The organism is Shinella lacus (assembly GCF_010994755.1).
Lineage (GTDB): Bacteria > Pseudomonadota > Alphaproteobacteria > Rhizobiales > Rhizobiaceae > Shinella > Shinella lacus.
Window position 1 is genome coordinate 663,573 of the sequence record NZ_WHSB02000003.1, and the last position, 17,809, is coordinate 681,381.

17 protein-coding genes and 1 pseudogene are annotated in these 17,809 nt (G+C 65.2%); 4 read left to right on the forward strand and 14 right to left on the reverse strand.

Annotation, left to right across the window (positions count from 1 at the left end):
* Positions 1-77 precede the first annotated feature (77 nt).
* On the reverse strand, positions 78-1,142 hold the full coding sequence (locus tag GB927_RS11160) for a GlxA family transcriptional regulator (protein WP_369431632.1): 1,065 nt from the start codon (positions 1,140-1,142) through the stop codon (positions 78-80).
* 144 nt (positions 1,143-1,286) lie between these two features.
* Between GB927_RS11160 and GB927_RS11165 the strand changes: the two genes are divergently transcribed.
* The gene (locus GB927_RS11165) at positions 1,287-2,042 is read left to right on the forward strand and encodes an SDR family oxidoreductase (RefSeq protein ID WP_256116895.1); all 756 of its coding nucleotides are present in this window, start codon (positions 1,287-1,289) and stop codon (positions 2,040-2,042) included.
* Positions 2,043-2,046: 4 nt separating this feature from the next.
* Here the strand turns inward: GB927_RS11165 and GB927_RS11170 are convergent, their stop codons facing one another.
* Positions 2,047-2,910: a DMT family transporter gene (locus GB927_RS11170; RefSeq protein ID WP_256116896.1), complete on the reverse strand. Its 864-nt coding sequence runs from the start codon at positions 2,908-2,910 to the stop codon at positions 2,047-2,049.
* A 101-nt stretch (positions 2,911-3,011) separates the two neighbouring features.
* Between GB927_RS11170 and GB927_RS11175 the strand changes: the two genes are divergently transcribed.
* Positions 3,012-4,421, forward strand: coding sequence for an aminotransferase-like domain-containing protein (locus GB927_RS11175; protein ID WP_256116897.1), 1,410 nt, complete (start codon positions 3,012-3,014; stop codon positions 4,419-4,421).
* Here the strand turns inward: GB927_RS11175 and GB927_RS11180 are convergent.
* The 6 genes from GB927_RS11180 to GB927_RS11205 form a co-directional block, all read right to left on the reverse strand.
* A complete protein-coding gene (locus GB927_RS11180) occupies positions 4,418-5,200 on the reverse strand; it encodes an ABC transporter permease (RefSeq protein ID WP_256116898.1) in 783 nt (260 codons plus the stop codon). The two genes, GB927_RS11175 and GB927_RS11180, sit on opposite strands and share 4 nt — an antisense overlap.
* 3 nt (positions 5,201-5,203) lie before the next feature.
* Positions 5,204-6,382: an ABC transporter permease gene (locus GB927_RS11185; protein WP_256116900.1), complete on the reverse strand. Its 1,179-nt coding sequence runs from the start codon at positions 6,380-6,382 to the stop codon at positions 5,204-5,206.
* Positions 6,379-7,458: an ABC transporter ATP-binding protein gene (locus GB927_RS11190; protein ID WP_305111160.1), complete on the reverse strand. Its 1,080-nt coding sequence runs from the start codon at positions 7,456-7,458 to the stop codon at positions 6,379-6,381. The genes GB927_RS11185 and GB927_RS11190 overlap by 4 nt, the downstream gene beginning before the upstream one ends.
* Before the next feature lie 95 nt (positions 7,459-7,553).
* The gene (locus GB927_RS11195; RefSeq protein ID WP_256116903.1) at positions 7,554-8,606 is read right to left on the reverse strand and encodes an ABC transporter substrate-binding protein; all 1,053 of its coding nucleotides are present in this window, start codon (positions 8,604-8,606) and stop codon (positions 7,554-7,556) included.
* A 211-nt stretch (positions 8,607-8,817) separates the two neighbouring features.
* Positions 8,818-9,558: an SDR family NAD(P)-dependent oxidoreductase gene (locus GB927_RS11200; RefSeq protein WP_256116904.1), complete on the reverse strand. Its 741-nt coding sequence runs from the start codon at positions 9,556-9,558 to the stop codon at positions 8,818-8,820.
* Between the two features lie 76 nt (positions 9,559-9,634).
* On the reverse strand, positions 9,635-10,315 hold the full coding sequence (locus tag GB927_RS11205) for a GntR family transcriptional regulator (protein ID WP_256116906.1): 681 nt from the start codon (positions 10,313-10,315) through the stop codon (positions 9,635-9,637).
* Positions 10,316-10,421: 106 nt separating this feature from the next.
* Between GB927_RS11205 and GB927_RS11210 the strand changes: the two genes are divergently transcribed.
* Positions 10,422-11,471 (forward strand): phosphotransferase, encoded by a 1,050-nt coding sequence (locus GB927_RS11210; protein WP_256116907.1) that lies wholly within the window; start codon positions 10,422-10,424, stop codon positions 11,469-11,471.
* A gap of 3 nt (positions 11,472-11,474) precedes the next feature.
* Positions 11,475-12,785, forward strand: coding sequence for an aspartate aminotransferase family protein (locus GB927_RS11215; RefSeq protein ID WP_256116908.1), 1,311 nt, complete (start codon positions 11,475-11,477; stop codon positions 12,783-12,785).
* Positions 12,786-12,841: 56 nt separating this feature from the next.
* Here the strand turns inward: GB927_RS11215 and GB927_RS11220 are convergent, their stop codons facing one another.
* From GB927_RS11220 to GB927_RS11245, 6 genes and pseudogenes are all read right to left on the reverse strand, one after another.
* The gene (locus GB927_RS11220) at positions 12,842-13,180 is read right to left on the reverse strand and encodes a RidA family protein (protein WP_256116909.1); all 339 of its coding nucleotides are present in this window, start codon (positions 13,178-13,180) and stop codon (positions 12,842-12,844) included.
* A gap of 22 nt (positions 13,181-13,202) precedes the next feature.
* On the reverse strand, positions 13,203-14,987 hold the full coding sequence (locus GB927_RS11225; protein ID WP_256116910.1) for an alanine racemase: 1,785 nt from the start codon (positions 14,985-14,987) through the stop codon (positions 13,203-13,205).
* Between the two features lie 62 nt (positions 14,988-15,049).
* Positions 15,050-15,283 (reverse strand): annotated as a pseudogene (locus tag GB927_RS11230) (FAD-dependent oxidoreductase); the annotation flags it as partial.
* On the reverse strand, positions 15,220-15,486 hold the full coding sequence (locus GB927_RS11235) for an FAD-dependent oxidoreductase (protein WP_369431633.1): 267 nt from the start codon (positions 15,484-15,486) through the stop codon (positions 15,220-15,222). The gene GB927_RS11235 and the pseudogene GB927_RS11230, both read right to left, overlap by 64 nt.
* A gap of 146 nt (positions 15,487-15,632) precedes the next feature.
* On the reverse strand, positions 15,633-15,776 hold the full coding sequence (locus GB927_RS11240; RefSeq protein WP_256116911.1) for a hypothetical protein: 144 nt from the start codon (positions 15,774-15,776) through the stop codon (positions 15,633-15,635).
* A 13-nt stretch (positions 15,777-15,789) separates the two neighbouring features.
* The gene (locus GB927_RS11245) at positions 15,790-17,805 is read right to left on the reverse strand and encodes a putative bifunctional diguanylate cyclase/phosphodiesterase (RefSeq protein WP_256116914.1); all 2,016 of its coding nucleotides are present in this window, start codon (positions 17,803-17,805) and stop codon (positions 15,790-15,792) included.
* Positions 17,806-17,809: the final 4 nt, after the last annotated feature.

The following is a 17,809-nucleotide window of genomic DNA, read 5'->3' on the forward strand; positions in this document are numbered from 1 at the left end:
TCAGCAATGGAGACCGAACGGCTGGCGGGCGGCTTGGTTCCAAGCGGCCGGAAAAGTTGCCCGTCAGCTTGCCCTCCTCAGCCTGCTTGGCGGCGGCCGTCGCGGCGGATCTGCGAGGGCGTGTCGCCGAAGGCGGCGCGGAAACGGCGGGTGAAGTGCGACAGGCTCTCGAAGCCGGTTTCGAGCGCGATCTCGATCAGCGGCTTGTTGGTGCGCACCACCATGTTGAGCGCCGCCGCCATGCGGATCTTCATGTAGATCGCGCTCGGCGAAGCGCCCATGTCGCTTTCGAACAGGCGTTCGAGCTGGCGGCGGGAGACGTTCGTCATGGTGGCGATGCTGTCGATCGACAGCAGGTCTTCGGTGTGCTGCTCCATCATCATGATGGCAAGGTGCACGCGGCGGTCGCGCGCTTCGAGGCCGAGCGGGTTGCGCGGCTGGAGGTCGGTGGCGTCGCGGCGGTGGCGGATTTGCAGGATTTCCAGCGCATTGCGCTCCGCCGCCTCGCCGACATGGTGGCGCACGAGGGTGGCTGCGAGATCGGCGACGCTGCTGCCGCCGGCACAGGTGGCGACCTTGCCGTCGAAGCGGAAGATCTGCTCCGACGTCGCCTCGATATCGGGAAAACGGCCGCGGAATTCGCGGTGGTGCAGCCAACTCACGCAGGCCGTGTGCCCCTTCAGCAGGCCGGCTTCGGCGAGGATGAAGCTGCCGGTACACAGGCCGATCAGCCCGACGCCGGCATTCGCCGCCTTGCGCAGATAGGCGAGCGCATAGCTGTCGATCGGCTCGTCGACCTTCAAGAGGCCGCCGACGACGGCGATATAGTCGAAACAGGAGGGATCGGCGAAGGGCGCGGTGGGGGCAACCTGGATGCCGCTCGACGAGGAGATGAAATTGCGCGTGCTGCTGAGTACGTCCCAGTCGCAATGGACGCGCCGGGAGCGGTCCTCGCTGTCGCTGGCCAGCCGCAGCGTATCCACAAACAGCGCGAAGGCGGAAAGCGTAAAGCTCTTCGACAGGATGAAGCCGACGCGCAACGCCTTGGGACTTGCGGCCCCGCTCACATCCTTCGACGTCCGAACATCCACCGCCATCCAGATCTCCCAGAGCGTTTTGCCGGACACGATCGTCGCAGGCAAGGACGGCTCACGACACAGCCATAGCAGATTCCCCCCGCTGGCTCCATTCCTTGCACCGACCTTTGTGCGTTCCGAAGCGGCTGCATTTGCACCGCGGCGCGTCTGATGCAGGGTGGACCGATCGACTTCGACCCGGGAGGAACCGTGAGCACCGAACTCTTCGACCTGACGGGCAAACGCGCCCTCGTCACCGGCTCCTCGCAGGGCATCGGTCTTGCGCTCGCGCGCGGCCTTGCGGCGGCGGGCGCCGAGGTCATCCTCAATGGGCGCGATGCGGCCAGGCTAACGGCGGCTGCGGAAAGTCTCGAGGCGAAACACACGCTCGCTTTCGACGCCACGGACCACGAGGTCGTGCGCGCGGCCATCGATGGCTTCGAGGCGCAGGTCGGCGCCATCGATATCCTGGTCAACAATGCCGGCATGCAGCATCGTACGGCGCTCGAAGACTTTCCGGCGGATGCCTTCGAGCGGCTGTTGAAGACCAATATCTCGACCGTCTTCAATGTCGGCCAGGCCGTTGCCCGGCACATGATCAGGCGCGGTGCGGGCAAGATCATCAACATCGCGAGCGTCCAGACGGCGCTCGCCCGCCCCGGCATCGCGCCCTACACGGCCACCAAGGGCGCCGTCGGCAACCTCACCAAGGGCATGGCAGCCGACTGGGCGAAATACGGCCTGCAATGCAACGCCATTGCGCCCGGCTATTTCGACACGCCGCTGAATGCCGCCCTCGTCGCCGACCCCGCCTTCTCCGACTGGCTGGAAAAACGCACGCCGGCCGGCCGCTGGGGCAAGATCGAGGAACTCGTCGGCGCCTGCATCTTCTTGTCCTCGAATGCCTCCTCCTTCGTGAACGGGCACATCCTCTATGTCGACGGCGGTATCACGGCCTCGCTTTGACCCTCTAGCGTGCGAATTTCCGCGCGCCCGCAACGCAGAGCACGATGGCAAGCGTGGTGACGACCATCAGCGGGCTGACCTTTTCGTGCAGCAGGAAGGCGGCGAGCAGCAGGCCGAAGAAGGGTTGCAGCAACTGTAGCTGGCCGACCGCGGCGATGCCGCCGAGTGCCAGGCCGCGATACCAGAAGACGAAGCCGATCAGCATGCTGAAGACCGAGACATAGGCGAGCCCCGCCCATGCCCCGCCATCGATGCCGACCCAGGTCTGCGGCAGCGAGATGAGCGCGATGATCGCCATTAGCGGCAGCGAGAGGATCAGCGCCCAGGAGATGACCTGCCAGCCGCCCAGCGTGCGCGAGAGCTTCGCGCCCTCCGCATAACCCAGCCCGCAGACCACGACCGCGGCGACCATCAAGAGATCGCCGACCAGCGAGACCTCTGCGCCGGAATTGAGCGCGAAGCCGACCACCGTCGCGCTGCCGATGCCGGAAAACAGCCAGAACAGCGGTTTCGGCCGCTCCCCGCCCCGCAGCACGCCGAAGATCGCGGTGGCCAGCGGCAGAAGCCCGATGAAGACGATGGAATGGGCGGACGTGATGTATTGCAGCGCCACCGCGGTCAGCATCGGGAAGCCGACGACGACGCCCAGCGCCACGATCGTCAGCGAGAACAGCGCATCGCGCGAGGGTTTCGGCTGGCGCAGCGCGAAGAGAAGCGCTGCGCCCAGCAACCCGGCAATGACGGCGCGCGCCGATGTCAGGAACAATGGCGAAAAATCCGACACGGCCACGCGGGTCGCCGGCAGCGAACCGCTGAAAATGATGACGCCGACGAGCCCGCTGCCCCAGCCTTCCATAGATGATTTCATGACACCTCGCATTCGCACTCTTCGTACATTCATGGGGCTGGCGAAAACAGGAACGGAGCAGTACAATTCGAAAGAACTGTATGTGTTCAAGGACCAGTACAATGAAAGCAGGCTTCGTAAGCGACGTGGCGGCGGGAACCCGGATTTCCGAGGTCGTGGCGGCGATCGGCGGCCGGATCGCCAGCCGTGCCCTTGCACCCGGCGATCGGCTTCCCTCGATCCGGCGGTTTGCGGCTTCCATGGGGGTTTCGCCCTCCACCGTGGTCGAGGCCTATGATCGCCTCGCGGCGGAAGGGCTGATCCGGGCGCAGCGCGGGTCCGGGTTCTATGTCTCGAATGCCGGCCTGCATCCGCTGAAACTGGCGGAAGCGGAGACGCCGAAGGCGCGCGCGGTCGATCCCTTCTGGGTGTCGCGGCAATCGCTCGATGCGGATGCCGCGGTGCTGAAACCCGGCTGCGGCTGGCTGCCGGCGGACTGGATGCCGGATGAGGCGCTGCGCCGCGCGATCCGCAGCCTTGCGCGCAGCGACGGCGATTTGCTTTCCTATTATGGCAGCACGCGCGGGTCCCAGGCGTTGCGCCGGCTGCTGCTCGGGCGGCTGGCGGAGGAAGGCATTGAGGCCGGGCCGGACCACCTGATGCTGACGAGCTCGGGCACGCAGGCGCTCGATCTGATCTGCCGCTTCCTGCTTCGCCCCGGCGATACGGTGCTCATCGACGACCCCTGCTACTTCAATTTCCAGGCCTTGCTGAAGGCGCATCAGGTGACGGTCGTCGGCGTGCCCTATACGCCATCGGGGCCGGATGTCGCGACCTTCGAGACCGTGCTGAATGCCGTGCGGCCGCGGCTTTACATCACCAATTCGGCAATCCACAACCCGACCGGCGCCACCCTGTCGCCGCAGGTCGCCCATCGCCTGTTGAATGCCGCGGCGGGTGGCGAGACGATCCTCGTGGAGGACGACATCTTTGCCGATTTCGAGCCGGAGCCGTCGACGCGGCTTGCAGCCCTCGACGGGCTCGACCGTGTCATCCGCATCGGCAGTTTTTCCAAGACGCTCTCGGCTTCGGCACGCTGCGGTTACATCGCGGCGCGGCCGGACTGGATCGAGGGGCTGGTGGACTTGCAGATCGCCACGAATTTCGGCGGCCCGAGCCCGATGTCCAGCGAGATCATCGCGCATATGCTGGCCGGCGGCGGCTATCGCAAACATATGGAGGAGTTGCGGCGCAAGCTCGTGCGTGTCCGGCGCGAGACGGCTGACCGGCTGTCGCGGCTCGGCATCGAACCCTGGCTTTCGCCGCGCGGCGGCTTCTATCTCTGGTGCCGGCTGCCGGAGGGGGTGGATTCCGGCGAGGTGGCGCAGGCCGCCGTTGCCGAGGGCGTCGTGCTTGCCCCCGGCAACGTGTTCAGCGTCTCGCAGAACGCCACCGGCTTCATGCGCTTCAACGTCGCGCATATGCTGGAGCCGCGCGTCTATGACGTCCTCGCCGCCGTGCTGAGACGCTAGCGCCGCTTGGCCAGCATGGAGCGCGACAGCACCACGACGAGGCCGATGAGGACTGTCGCGGCGATGAAGAGGAAGGCGGCGGCGGCGATCGCCGGGCTGATATTCTCGCGGATGCTGGAGAACATCTGCCGGGCCAGCGTGCGCTGGTTGGGGCCGGCGACGAACAGCGTCAGCACCACCTCGTCGAGCGAGGTCGCGAAGGCGAGCACGGCGCCGGAGAGCACGCCGGGCATGGCGAGCGGCAGGGTCACGCGGCGGAAGACCGTGATGGGCGCGGCGCCCAGGCTTTGGGCGGCGAGTTCCACGCGCTCGTCGATGCCGGCCAGCGCGCCGGTGACACTGACGATGACGAAGGGTACGGCGACGACCGTATGGGCGATGATCACGCCCGCATAACTGTTCGTAAGGCCGAAGCCGGCGAGCAGCACCTGCATGCCGACGCCGAGCACGACGGCGGGCACCACCATCGGCAACAGGAAGAGCGTGCGCATCGAGCCGCGGAAGAAGATCAGGCGGTTGCGCAGGCCGAGCGAGGCCGCGGTGCCGAGCACGGTGGCGAGCAGCGTCGTGCCCGTGCCGATGATCAGGCTGTTGATGATCGCGCGGCGCCAGGCATCCGCCGTGAACAGTTCCTCGAACCAGCGCAGCGACCAGGACGGGATTGGGTAGGTGAGGATGACGCTCGACGTGAAGGCGAGCGGCAGGATGGCGATGAGCGGGGCGACGAGAAACAGGATCGTCAGCGTTGCGAAGGTGACTTTGGCGAGTTTCATCGGCATGGCCTAGCGCCTCCCCGGTTCGTCGCTGGAGAGCCGCGCATAGACGCTGTAGAGCAGGAGCGTGGCGACGAGCAGCACGACGCCGAGCGCGCCGGCCATGCCCCAGTTTGCAGAGCCCGTCGCATAGAAGGCGATGATCGAGGAGATCATCTGGTCGCCCGGCCCGCCGATCAGCGCCGGCGTGATGTAGTAGCCGATCGCCGAGATGAAGACGAGCAGGCTGCCGGAGGCGACGCCCCGCAGGCTCAAGGGAAGCAGCACGCGCAGGAAGGCCCGCCAGGGCGGCGCTCCGAGGGACGCGGCCGCCGGCATCAGGTTCTTCGGGATGGTAATCAGCACCGAATAGATCGGCAGCACCATGAAGGGCAGCAGCACATGGGTCATGGCGATGATGACGCCGGTGCGGTTGAAGATCAGCGGCAGCGGCGCGTTTATGAGGCCGATCGCGCGCAGCAGATCGTTAATGAGGCCCTGTTCCTGCAACAGGATGAACCAGGCGGCGGTGCGCACCAGAAGCGAGGTCCAGAGCGGCAGCAGCACGGCGCCAAGCATCAGATCACGCTTCCAGCCGTCGAGCGAGGCCGCGATAATGGCATAGGGGAACCCGATGCAGGCGCAGAAAAAGGTGACGAGGGCCGCGATCCAGAAGGTGCGCACGAGAATGACGCGGTTGACGGACTGGTCGGCCGGCAGGTGCTCGATATCGCCGGCGGCATTGCGGCCGAGATCGACGGCGGCGAGCAGGTTGCGGTCGGTCAGCGGCGACAGCGCATCGGCGATCGCCAGCCAGAATTCCGGTCTCTCCCAGCGCTTGTCTATGGAAACGAGGTCGGCGGGCGGGTTTTCGACGTCGTTAAGCGCACTCGTCGTCTTCGACATCAGCGTGCGGAAGCCGGAGCGGGCGCTGTTGAGGCGGCGCACCATGTCGCCGAGCGCCTGGTCGTCGTCGACGGCCTTCAGGTCCTCCATCAGCGCCGCCTGCATGGGCATGGTCGGCGGCGACTTGCGGTCCCAGTCCGGCAGCACCTGCGCGCTGCGGGGGAGCAGGCGCAGCACGGCCGGATCCGACACCGCCTGTGACATCATGCTGAACAGCGGCCAGACGAAGAAGCCGATGAGGAAGATCAGCAATGGCGCCAGCAGGATCAGCGAGCGCCCGGTGCGTGACGAGCCCGCGCTCATTGCGCGATGACCCGGCAGTCGCCGGCCGAAAAGGCCGCATAGACCCGCGTCCCCGGCGCGAATTCGCGCGAGCGGCGGCCGAGTTTGGCGATCAGCGGATGGGCGGCATTCTGCAATTGCACACGAAGATGATCGCCCTGGTAGACGGAATCGGTGACCTCCGTTTCCAGGCAGTTGCGCTGGTCGCCGCGCGTCTCGCTGAGATCGACCCGCTCTGGCCGAATGGAGAGCAGCACCGGCTGGCCGGAGGCGACGCTGCCGGACACGGCCGAGACGATCTGCGCGCCCGAGGACAGCCGCACGGTCGCCTCCTGCCCCTGCACGCCCTCGACGACACCCTCGACCAGGTTCGTCTCGCCGATGAATTCGGCAACGAAACGCGTCGCCGGTTCGTCATAGACCTGCCGCGGCGTGCCGATCTGCTCGATCTTGCCCTTGTTGAAGACCGCCACCCGATCAGACATTGTGAGCGCTTCCGACTGGTCATGCGTGACGAAGACGATCGTCAGGCCGAGCCTGCGGTGCAGGTCGCGGATATCGAGCTGCATCTGTTCGCGCAACTGCTTGTCGAGCGCGCCGAGCGGCTCGTCCATCAGCACGACGCGCGGTTCGAAGACCAGCGCGCGCGACAGCGCCACGCGCTGCTGCTGGCCACCCGAAAGCTGCGACGGCCGGCGATCGACGAAGGCCGACAGTTGCACCATGTCCAGCGCGCGGGTTACGCGCTCGGCGATTTCCGCCTTGCCAAGCCCGCGCATCTGCAAGGGGAAGGCGACGTTTTCGCCGACCGACATATGCGGGAACAGGGCATAACTCTGGAAGACGACGCCCATGTCCCGCTTGTGCGTCGGCACGTCGTTGATCGCCGTGCCGTCCAGCACGATGTTACCCGAGGTCGGCTGCTCGAAGCCCGCCAACATCATCAGGAGCGTCGTCTTGCCGGAGCCGGAGGGGCCGAGCAGGCTGACGAACTCACCCTTGCCGATGCCGAGATCGAGGTTTTCGACCACGCAGAGCGGGCCGTAGAATTTGGTGATGCGGTCGAAGCGGATGAATTCGGCCACGAAAGACTCCATCGCTAGAGGCGAAGGACACGTCCCTCGGGACCCCCGCGGGAACGCATCCGGCCAGACAGGAAGGGCGCCGGCGGCGCCCTTCGTCATGGATGTTCTTACTGGGCCAGCCAGGCGTTGAAGCGCTGGGTCAGCGTTTCGGCGTTGTCGATCCAGAAATCGACGTTGAGCGCGATCGAGTCCTTCATGTTGGCGGGATCAGTCGGCAGGTCCTTGGCGAATTCCGCCGGGACTTTGGCAGCCGCATCCTTGTTCGGCAGGCCGTAGGCGACGAATTCCGGCAGTTTTGCCTGATGCTCGGGCAGGCTCGCAAAGGCGATGAAGTCCTGCGCGGCGTCCTTGTTCTCAGCGTCCTTCAGCACGACCCAGCTATCGACGGCGTAGATGCTGCCGGGGAAGACGACCTTGAAGTTCTTGCCTTCCGTGCGGTTGATGCCGGTGATGCAGCCATTATAGGCCGAGGTCATCGCCACTTCGCCGGAGGCGAGGAACTGCAGCGGCTGCGCGCCCGATTCCCACCAGACGATGTTCGCCTTCAGCTCGTCGAGCTTCTTGAAGGCACGCTCGACGCCCTCATCGGTGCCGAGCACGTCGTAGAGTTCGTCCTTCGACACGCCATCGGCGAGCAGCGCGAATTCCAGCGTGTATTTCGGGCCCTTGCGCAGTGCGCGCTTGCCGGGGAACTTTTCGACGTTCCAGAAATCCGCCCAGGAGGCCGGGCCTTCCTTCAGCTTGTCGCCGTCATAGGCGATCGCCGTGGACCAGACGATGGCGCCGACGCCACAGTCGTTGACGGCGCTGTCGAGGAACTTGTCCTTGCCGCCCATCTTGTCCCAGTCGATTTTTTCATAGAGGCCGTCGGCACAGCCGAGCGCCAGCTCTTCGGCCTCCACCTGCACGGCATCCCAGTTCGGCGCGCCGGCCTTGACCTTCGACTGGATGACGCCGATGCCGCCATCCCAGGCTTCGTCGAGCACCGGTTTGCCGGACTTTTCCGCGAAGGGCTTGAAGTAGATGTCGCGCTGCGCATCCTGATAATTGCCGCCCCAGGAGACGACGGTCAGGTCGCGGGCGAAAGCCGGCGAGGCAAGGCTTGCCGACAGCAGGATTGCCGCGGCGGCCAGAACACCCGATTGAATCTTCGTTTTCATGACATTCCCCTTTTCTTCGTTTGTGAAGGAACCGGTGTGATGCCGGCCCCGATGACGAACTCCTGCGGACTGCTGGCACCACCCTCGCCTTTGGCGTATCGGCGGTTTTGCAGCCTCTCCGGCCGTCGCGCCCTTTCCCCGGGGCGTTTCCCGCCGATTGATGCATTCCGGTCCCTGCCGGTCAACGGGATTTTCCTGCGATTGACAGGCGTCAGACGTGTTGCCCTCCGTTGATGTGGATTTCCGCGCCGTTGATGTAGGAGGACGGCTCGGTGCACAGGAAATAGATGGTCTCCGCGACTTCGCGCGGTTCGCCCAACCTGCCCATCGGCACTTCCGCCGCCACCAGCGCGTCCGTTCCGGGCGACAGGATCGAGGTTTCGATTTCACCCGGCGCGATGGCATTGGCCCGCACGCCGCGTTTGCCGAATTCATGCGCCATCTCGCGCGTCAGCGAGCCGAGGGCCGCCTTCGATGCCGCATAGGCGACACCCGCGAAGGGATGCACGCGCGTTCCGGCGATGGAGGTGACGTTGACGATCGAGCCCTTCGCCGCTTCGAGTTCCGGCATCAGCGCGCGGGCGATCAGCGCCGTCGAGACGACATTGACATTCAGCACATGCGTCCAGACATCCGCGTCCGTGCCCATCACGCCGAGGCGGCTCTTTTCCGGGCCTTTCGGCGAAATGCCGGCATTGTTGACGAGCGCATGCAGCCGGCCGTTCGGCAGGCGCTCGCGCACGGTGGCGGCCAGCCGGTCGATCTGGCTGAGATCGGCGAGGTCGGCCTGGATATGGCTTTCGCGGGCAGAGGGCCAGGCGCAGTCTTCGGAGAACGGCTGGCGGGAGACGGTGAGGATGCGCCAGCCCTTCGACTGGAACAGCTTGACCGTCGCGTGGCCGATACCGCGGCTCGCCCCGGTCAGCAGCATGGTGCGGCGTTCTTCGGTCATGCGCCCAGTCTCCTTTGATGCTTGATGCATCGTAATTGGCGGTTTTCGAAATGCAAGCCTTCTTTTTAAAGCGTCTTCAAGCCCGGCGAACCTTGCGCTCCGTGCCGCGCTCGATGCGCTCGAGGATCGGCTTGCCGCCAAGCAGGATATCGTCGACGATCGCCATCGAAGCGGCGGCCGAATCATGCCGTTTCAGCGCCTCGACGACCGGATAGTGATGGTCGATCATCGCACGTCCGCCTTCTATATAGGCATCGGAAATGTTCGGTCCCATCTGTAACCAGAGCCGCCGCAGGATGGTGTTCAGCACCGGAAGCCCGGCGATCTGCGGCAGCATGAAGTGAAAAGCCTGGTTGAGCTGCGTGCCTCTCAGCCGGTCGCCGGCCGCGATAGCCTGCTCGTTTTCAAGCAAAATGCCTTCCAAGGCCCTGATATCCGCGCTGGTCGCCACTTGCGCGGCCGTCTCTGCCGCAAGCCCCTCCAGCCGCACGCGAATCGCCCGGATTTCCCGGTAGCGGCTTTCGCTCATTTCGGGAATGCGGATGTCGCGCGGCGAGCGGAAGGTGATCGCCTCGTCATTGGCAAGGCGGAGGATGGCGTCGCGGATCGGGGTCACGCTGGTGCCGAACTGTTCCGCCAGGTCGCGGATCTTCAGCCGGTCGCCAGGCTGGAACCGTCCCTGCATGAGCGCATCGCACAGCGCGCCATAAACGACGCTGTTGAGGTTCTCATGGTCCAGTGTGGTGAATTCAGGCATGGAACTGGTCCGCAAAATCGACTAATAAGATACTTGATGCATCTTTTCCGGCGTGTTTCAAGGTGAACGTCGAGAAAATGCGGAAAACCGCGCCAACGGAGCCACTATGACGAAACCAGCGCCCGCCGCCAAGAAGGCCGATTCCATGTCGGCGACGTGGAGCCCGACGTCGCTTGCAGATGCCGAAGCCGCGGTGCTGCGGGTCTATGGCCAGAGCGGTGCAATCAGGCGGCTTTCCAGCGAGCGGGACGAGACCTTCCTCTTCACCCGCGCGGACGGAACGGAGTTCATCCTGAAGATCGCCAATCCCGCCGAGGACCCGGCGGCGCTGGAATTCCAGGATGGCGCGCTGCTGCATCTCGCCCGTGCCGCACCCTCCGTGCCGGTGCCGCGGCTGGTGCTGACGACGGACGGCGCACCGAGCCACACGCTTTCCACCGCCGACGGCCCGCGTATCATGCGCCTGCTCACCTTCCTCGGCGGCGAATTGCAGTACCGCACGCCGGCCACCGAGGCGCAGAGCCGCAATGTCGGCCGCGCGCTCGCCGAGCTGGGGCGGGGCCTTGAGGACTATGACGGGCGCCCGCCGGCGGGCAAGCTGATGTGGGACATCTCCCACACGCTCGATCTCGCCGCCGTCGTCGATCACGTCGCGCCGGAACGCCGGGCGCAGGCGGAGGCAGTGCTTGCCGAATTCGAGCGCGCGCTTCCCATCATTTCCGGGCTGCGGCGCCGCCAGATCATCCACAACGATTTCAACCCGCACAATATCCTGCTCGATCCGGCGGCCCCCACCACGGTCGTCGGCATCATCGATTTCGGCGACATGGTGCACGCGCCGCTCATCAACGATCTCGCGGTCGCGCTCTCATATCATCTCGCGACGGAAAACTGGGCAGCGCGGGTCGGGGCGTTCCTGGAAGGCTTCCTGTCCGCCCGCGCGCTGGAGCCGGCAGAGGTCGAGCTTCTGCCACTCCTCACCCGGTCGCGGCTGGCGATGTCGATCATCATCGCAGAATGGCGGTCCGCACGGTTTCCGGAAAACCGCGACTACATCATGCGCAACCACGCCACCGCCTGGTGCGGCCTGCAAAACATATCCGATCTGACGCCAGCCGGGCTGAAGCAGCTCGTGCCCAACCTTTCCGAGGGCTGAATCATGTCGATGGTAAATGCGTTTTCGCGAGCCGATTTCGAACGGCTGGACGAGACCGAGCGGGCGCTCATCGCGCGCCGTGAAAAGGTGCTCGGCCCCGCCTACCGCCTGTTTTACGAGAAGCCGCTGCATCTGGTGCGCGGCGAAGGCGTCTTCCTCTATGATGCGGCCGGCGAAAAATATCTCGACGCCTATAACAATGTCGCCTCGCTCGGCCATTGCCATCCGCGCGTGGTGGAGGCGATCACCAGGCAGACCGCCGTGCTCAACACGCACACGCGCTACCTGCACGAAGGCATCATCGACTATGCCGAGACGCTGACCGCCACGTTTCCGGAAGCCCTCAGCCAGGCCATGTTCACCTGCACCGGCAGCGAGGCGAACGACCTTGCCGTGCGCATCGCCCGCCACGTCACCGGCGGCACCGGCATCATCGCGACAGAGCTCGCCTATCATGGCCTGACGAGCGCGGTCGCCGAATTCTCGCCCTCGCTCGGCGAATCCGTGACGCTCGGCCCGCATGTGCGCACCGTGCCAGCGCCGGACAGCTATCGCCATTCGCCGGACGAGATGATGGAAAAGTTCGGCCGCGATGTTGCGGCGGCTATCGCCGACCTGAAGCGCCACGGCATCAAGCCGGCCATGCTGATCACCGACACGATCTTTTCGAGCGACGGCATCTTCGCCGGCCCGAAAGGTTTTTTGAAGCCGGCGGTGGACGCGATCCATGCGGCCGGCGGCCTCTTCGTGGCGGATGAGGTGCAGCCCGGCTTCGGCCGCACCGGGGAAGCCAAGTGGGGCTTCGAGCGCCACGACGTCGCGCCAGACATGGTGACGATCGGCAAGCCGATGGGCAACGGCTACCCGATGGCCGGCATCGTGCTGCGCCCGGAGGTCATTGCCGATTTCGGCCCGCGCGCCCGCTACTTCAACACATTCGGCGGCAACCCGATCGCCGCCGCGGCCGGCAAGGCGGTGCTCGATACGATCCGCATCGAAGGCCTGCAACAAAATGCGCTGGACGTCGGCCAGTATCTGATGGATGGCCTCAGAAGCCTCTCCCATGCGTCGATCGGCGATGTGCGCGGCTCCGGCCTGTTCATCGGCGTCGAGATCGTCGCCGACCCGGCGGCGAAGAGCCCCGATGCGGCGCTGACCACCCGCATCGTCAACGGCCTGCGCGAGCGCCGCATCCTGATCAGCGCCTCCGGCCCCAACGCCAATGTCCTGAAAATCCGCCCGCCGCTGGTCTTCTCCCGCGAGAATGCCGACACGCTGGTGGATGCGCTGGGCGATGTGCTGAAGGGGCTCTGAACGAAAAAAGCCGAGGCCGCGTTAACAGCCTCGGCTCTCGATCGATTTCAAAAGGCTCAGACGAGCGCGGTGACCTGGATCTCGACCAGCAGCTCCGGGGCCGCGAGGCGGGCTTCCACCGTGGCACGGACCGGTAGGTTGTCCTTGTCGATCCACTGGTCCCAGACTTCGTTCATCTGGCTGAAATGGGCGATGTCGCGCAGCCAGATGTTGGCGCTGATCAGCTTGGCCTTGGATGAGCCGGCCTCGGCCAGCAGGCCGTCGATCGTGGCCAGGATGTCGCGCGTCTGGGCGACGGTGTCCGCACCGCTACCAGTGACACCGGCCGTGGTGACGACGCCGTTGACGACGACGGCTTGGCAGAAGCGCGCGCCGGGCTTGATACGCTTGATCATGAAAGGTCTCCCATTGTTGTGATCAGAGAATGGTCTTGCCGAAAGCCGACAGGATGAAATTGGCGCATTCCGCACCGATCGGCGATGGCAGCGCGGCATCAATGCCGGAAATGCTGAGCGAGCGCAACTTGCCGCTGAGCGCTACCATCTCCATTGTCGAATGGGTCTCGCGCACCGTGATGCCGCCAATGCCGCCGCTCCAGCCGGACATGTCGGTGGCCGTCGGCGAATAGCAGAGATGGAAGCCGCGCGTGCCGGCGCACACCAAAGCGATCGCCTCGCGCATCGCCTGGCGCAGCCCCACCGCATCGATTTCTGCCATGGTGAAGACGCGCATGCGGGATGCCTTCAGCGCCGCGACCTCTTCCGGTGCGGCATTGCGCAGGCCGATCAGCACGATGTTTTCCGGTGCGACATGCGGCGGCAGGCGGCTGAGCATGCGGCGGAGCACGGCGTTTTCAGCCGGCGCGTTGGCGCCTTCGTCCGGCATCATCGCGGCATCGGAATCGATCCAGATCATGCCCAGCGCGTCGTGCCGGCGGCCCGCCGCCTCCACGAAACGAATGACATCGCGCCGGCGGGCGCAGACGGAGAGCGCCAGCGCATTTTCACCGGTGCCCTTTTCGAAGCCCAACTGTTCGATGCGCTCGGCAATGTTCTGCACGACGACCAGCGCGCCGCCGATCGCATCCGTCTCGATCGCGAAGGTCCTCGCCTCGCCCGCCTCCTGCACATCCCGCATCGGAACCTTCTCCACATATTCGGACGTCATCACCGTCAGCAGCGCGCCGTAATTCATGCGAAAACTGACATTCTCGCCGACAGCCAAGGGCGGTTCCGCCTCGGTGAGGTCGAGCACCAGATGGTCGCTGGAGGCGCCGAGCACGCGCACGCCCGGCCGCGTCGGGATCAGCCCTTCGGCGATCACATCCTCGCGGCCGATATTGGCGATGCCGCGCAGCCGGTCGCCTTCGTCGATGAAGACCGGCACATTGCCGAAAGCGTCGATGCCGGAGAGGCCGATCGGCATGGAGGGTTTCGTCTTGACCTCCAGAAGCTCGCCGGTGAGTTCGAAGGCATCGCGGTCGAGCGCGTCCCACGGGTCGGTCAGGAACGTATCGCGCCCGCCTTGCAGGATGGCCTCGCCAATGCGCAGGTTGTTTACGCCGGCCGGCATGCCGCCGGCCAGCAGCAGCGGCAGCGACGAGGAATTGCCGCCGGACACCCAGTCGAGCGGGCGGCCGGTGATGCTCTCCACCTTGTAGGCATGGGCGACGAGCTGGGTGAGGTTCTCCCGCGTCGGGATGATGGCGCCGAAACAGGTGAGGTTCGTGCCCACACCGGCGATGCGCACGCCGGGCAGCTCCAGCACCGCTTCGACTGTGGGGATGAGGTCGCTCGGCCAGATGCCCTCGCGCAGATCCCCGAGGTCGATTATCAGGATGACATCGTGCACGCGGCCGAGCCGTTCGGCGACGCGCGAGATTTCGCGCATCAATTGCAGCTCGGATTGAAGGCTGATGTCGACCGTGCGCACCAGCTCCTCGACGCGCGTCAGTGGCGGGCTGCGCAGCAGCATGATCGGGCAGTCGATGCCGGCATCGCGCAGCCGGCGGATGTTCTCGAAGCGGGATTCGGCGATGCCGGCCACCCCGCCGCGCAGCATGGCGCGCGCCACCTGCGGCATGCCGCAGGTGCCCTTGGTGACGCCGAAGGGCGTGATGCCGGACTGGCGGCACAGGTCCACGACGGTCCGGGCATTCTTTTCGATGCGGGCGAGGTCGATCGAGATTTGCGGGTCGGACATCGCATTCCTTTGTTTGTCGCATTTCCGAACGGAAAACCGGTTCCCACTTTTCCTGGAAACGCTCAGTTCCTGTAGAGCAGGCCCGCCGTATCGATCTCTGGCTTGCGGCCAGATACCAGATCGGCGACCAGTCTTCCCGAACCGCAGGCCATGGTCCAGCCGACATGGCCGTGGCCCGTATCGAGGAAGAGGTTTTCGTAGCGCGCGCCATGCACCGGCACGGAACCCGAGATCATCGGCCGGAGGCCCGACCAGAACACGGCCTTTTTCTCATCGATCGCGCCGGGGAAGAGATCGTGCGCCGTGCGGAGGTGGTGAGGGCCGCGGGCGAGGCCCAGGCGGTGGAATCGCCTGGCGAGACTAGGCCGGCATTGCTCTGGCTCGTGCCGCGCGCCACATCCTCGTGCCGTTCCAGCACGGTCACGTCATGGCCGTCCTTCGACAAATACCAGGCCGCAGCGGTGCCGACGACACCGCCCCCCAGAACCACTACTTTCACGTCTTCCCCCTAGCGTTAACGGCTGACTGCGCCCTGCTTGAACGTCGGCGCGAAGCCGCCCGAATCCCGTCGTTGAAGCGGATGATGCGCACCACCTCCTCGAATTTTTCACAGGACTGCCGCCACACCGAACCGGGCCAAACCAGTTACGCCGAGGCATCGAGCGGCCGGTAGAGCGCCGTATAGAGCGTGCCGTAGCCGCGCCCGTAAGAGGTCTGGTAGACCGGCGGGTGGCGGAACCCCGCAAGCACGCGCTGCGTATCGGCGCCACCGGCGAACGACTTCTCCACCGCCGCTTCGCTCTCAACCGGCGAGCGCTATCGCCGTCCGTTTCCTGTCCATGGGCGCCGGGCGGCCAAGGTGATATCCCTGCGCCTCCACACAACCCTCGATGCGCAGGAATGCCAGCTGCTCTCCGGTCTCGACGCCCTCTGCCAGAACGGGAATGCCGAGGCTCCGGCCCAACGCAAGCACGGAGCGGACGATCGCCCGCGCTTCCGAGCTGTGCTCCGCATCCCGCGTGAAGCAGCCGTCGATCTTGATCTTGTCGAAGGGAAAGCTGCGCAGCGTATCGAAGGAGGAATAGCCGACACCGAAATCGTCGATCGACAGGCTGACGCCGAGCGCTTTGATCTGGCGCAGGACATGCAGCGCCTTCGCCTTGTCGGCGATGAAGGTCGACTCGGTGATTTCGAGATCCAGCCGCTCTGGCGGAAGCCCTGTTTCCATGAGGACGTTCTGCAGCAGGCCCGGTATATCCGCATTGATGAATTGAACCGGCGAAAGATTTACGGCTATCCTGTGCGGCAGCTCCCACGTTGTTGCCTCCGCGCAAGCCGTGCGCAGCACCCATTCGCCGATCGCGATGATATGGCCGGTTTCCTCGGCGATCGGAATGAAGACCGCGGGCGAAATGTAGCCCTCCCGCGGATGTCGCCAGCGCAACAACGCCTCGTAGCCGACGGTCTCGCCGGTAGCGACGCATTTCTGCACCTGATAGTGCAGCGCGAACTGCCCGAGGTCCAACGCCCGGCCGAGATCCTGCACGAGGGCATAGCGTTCCAGGATTGCACGCTCCATCTCTGCTTCGTAAAAGGAGATGCGATGTGTAAGGTCGGTCTTGGACTGGTACATCGCCACATCCGCATGACAGATCAGCCCTTCGCGATCGGCCGCGTCGTCTGGATAGATCGCGACCCCGATGCTTGCGGCACTCGCCAGATCCGTGCTGCCTATGCGCAGCGGAGCGGTTAGTGCCGCGTCGAGACGGGCGAGGAAAACCTCGAGCTGAGATCGCTCTTCGAAACGCTTCACAGCCATGAATTCATCACCACCGATCCTTGCGATGAATTCCCCCTCCTCCAGCAACGCGGCCAGCCGCCGGCCGATCGTGGCGAGAACGTCATCCCCCGCCTTGTGGCCATGCACGTCGTTGATCTCCTTGAAGCGGTCGAGATCGATGCCGATGACTGCGACTTTCAGGCCCGTCCGGGTTGCCGCCGCCAGCTCGCTGTCGAGATGGTCGAGGGCGCTGGGGCGGTTCGGCAGGCCAGTCAGCGTATCGTGTAGGGCGAGTTGCCTGAGGCGCTTCAGCGTCTCTTGCGAAGTCTGCTCGTCGATGAGGTAGCTGATGGCGCCGGAACCCGCCACAAGCATGCCGACACCCACGACGGCGAAAGCCGCAAGCGCCGAGGATGCCGCCGAACTTTCGGCGGCTGCGGCGGGCGTCACCGTGATTGCTGCCATTCCGGTAAAATGTAGGCTGACGACGGTGAGCACAAAAAGCCCGACCGGCAGCAGGCCGGCATTCTTCACGAGGGGTTTTACCGCCTGTCGAAACGTCAACGCCCCGAGCAAAACTGCGAAAATCAGCGAGAGCAGGATGTAACCGGCTTCCCATTCGATCGTGCCCTCGATGCGGAAGGCGAACATGCCGCTGTAGTGCATTGCGGAGATTGCAAGGCCGACGATGGCGCCGCCCAGTTCCGGTGCTGCGCGCAGCGATGGGGAGAGTGCCAGCCACAGGCCGTAGGTCGAGCCGGCCACCGCGACGAAGAGTGAGACCATCGTCCACGCCGGATCGAAGGTTATGGGCGTGCCTGCGTCATAGGCGACAACGGCGATGAAATGCATGCACCAGATCGAAGAGCCCGCCGCCTGCGAGGCCAACAGCACCCAGCCCGCGCGCTGCCTCCCCTCTCGCGCCTGTGCCTGTCGAAACAGGCGGAACGTCACCCAGCTTCCGGCGATACCGACGAGGAGGGCAAGCAGGACGAGCCATAAATTGTGCTCGACCACCAGGCACGAAATGACACGCATTCAA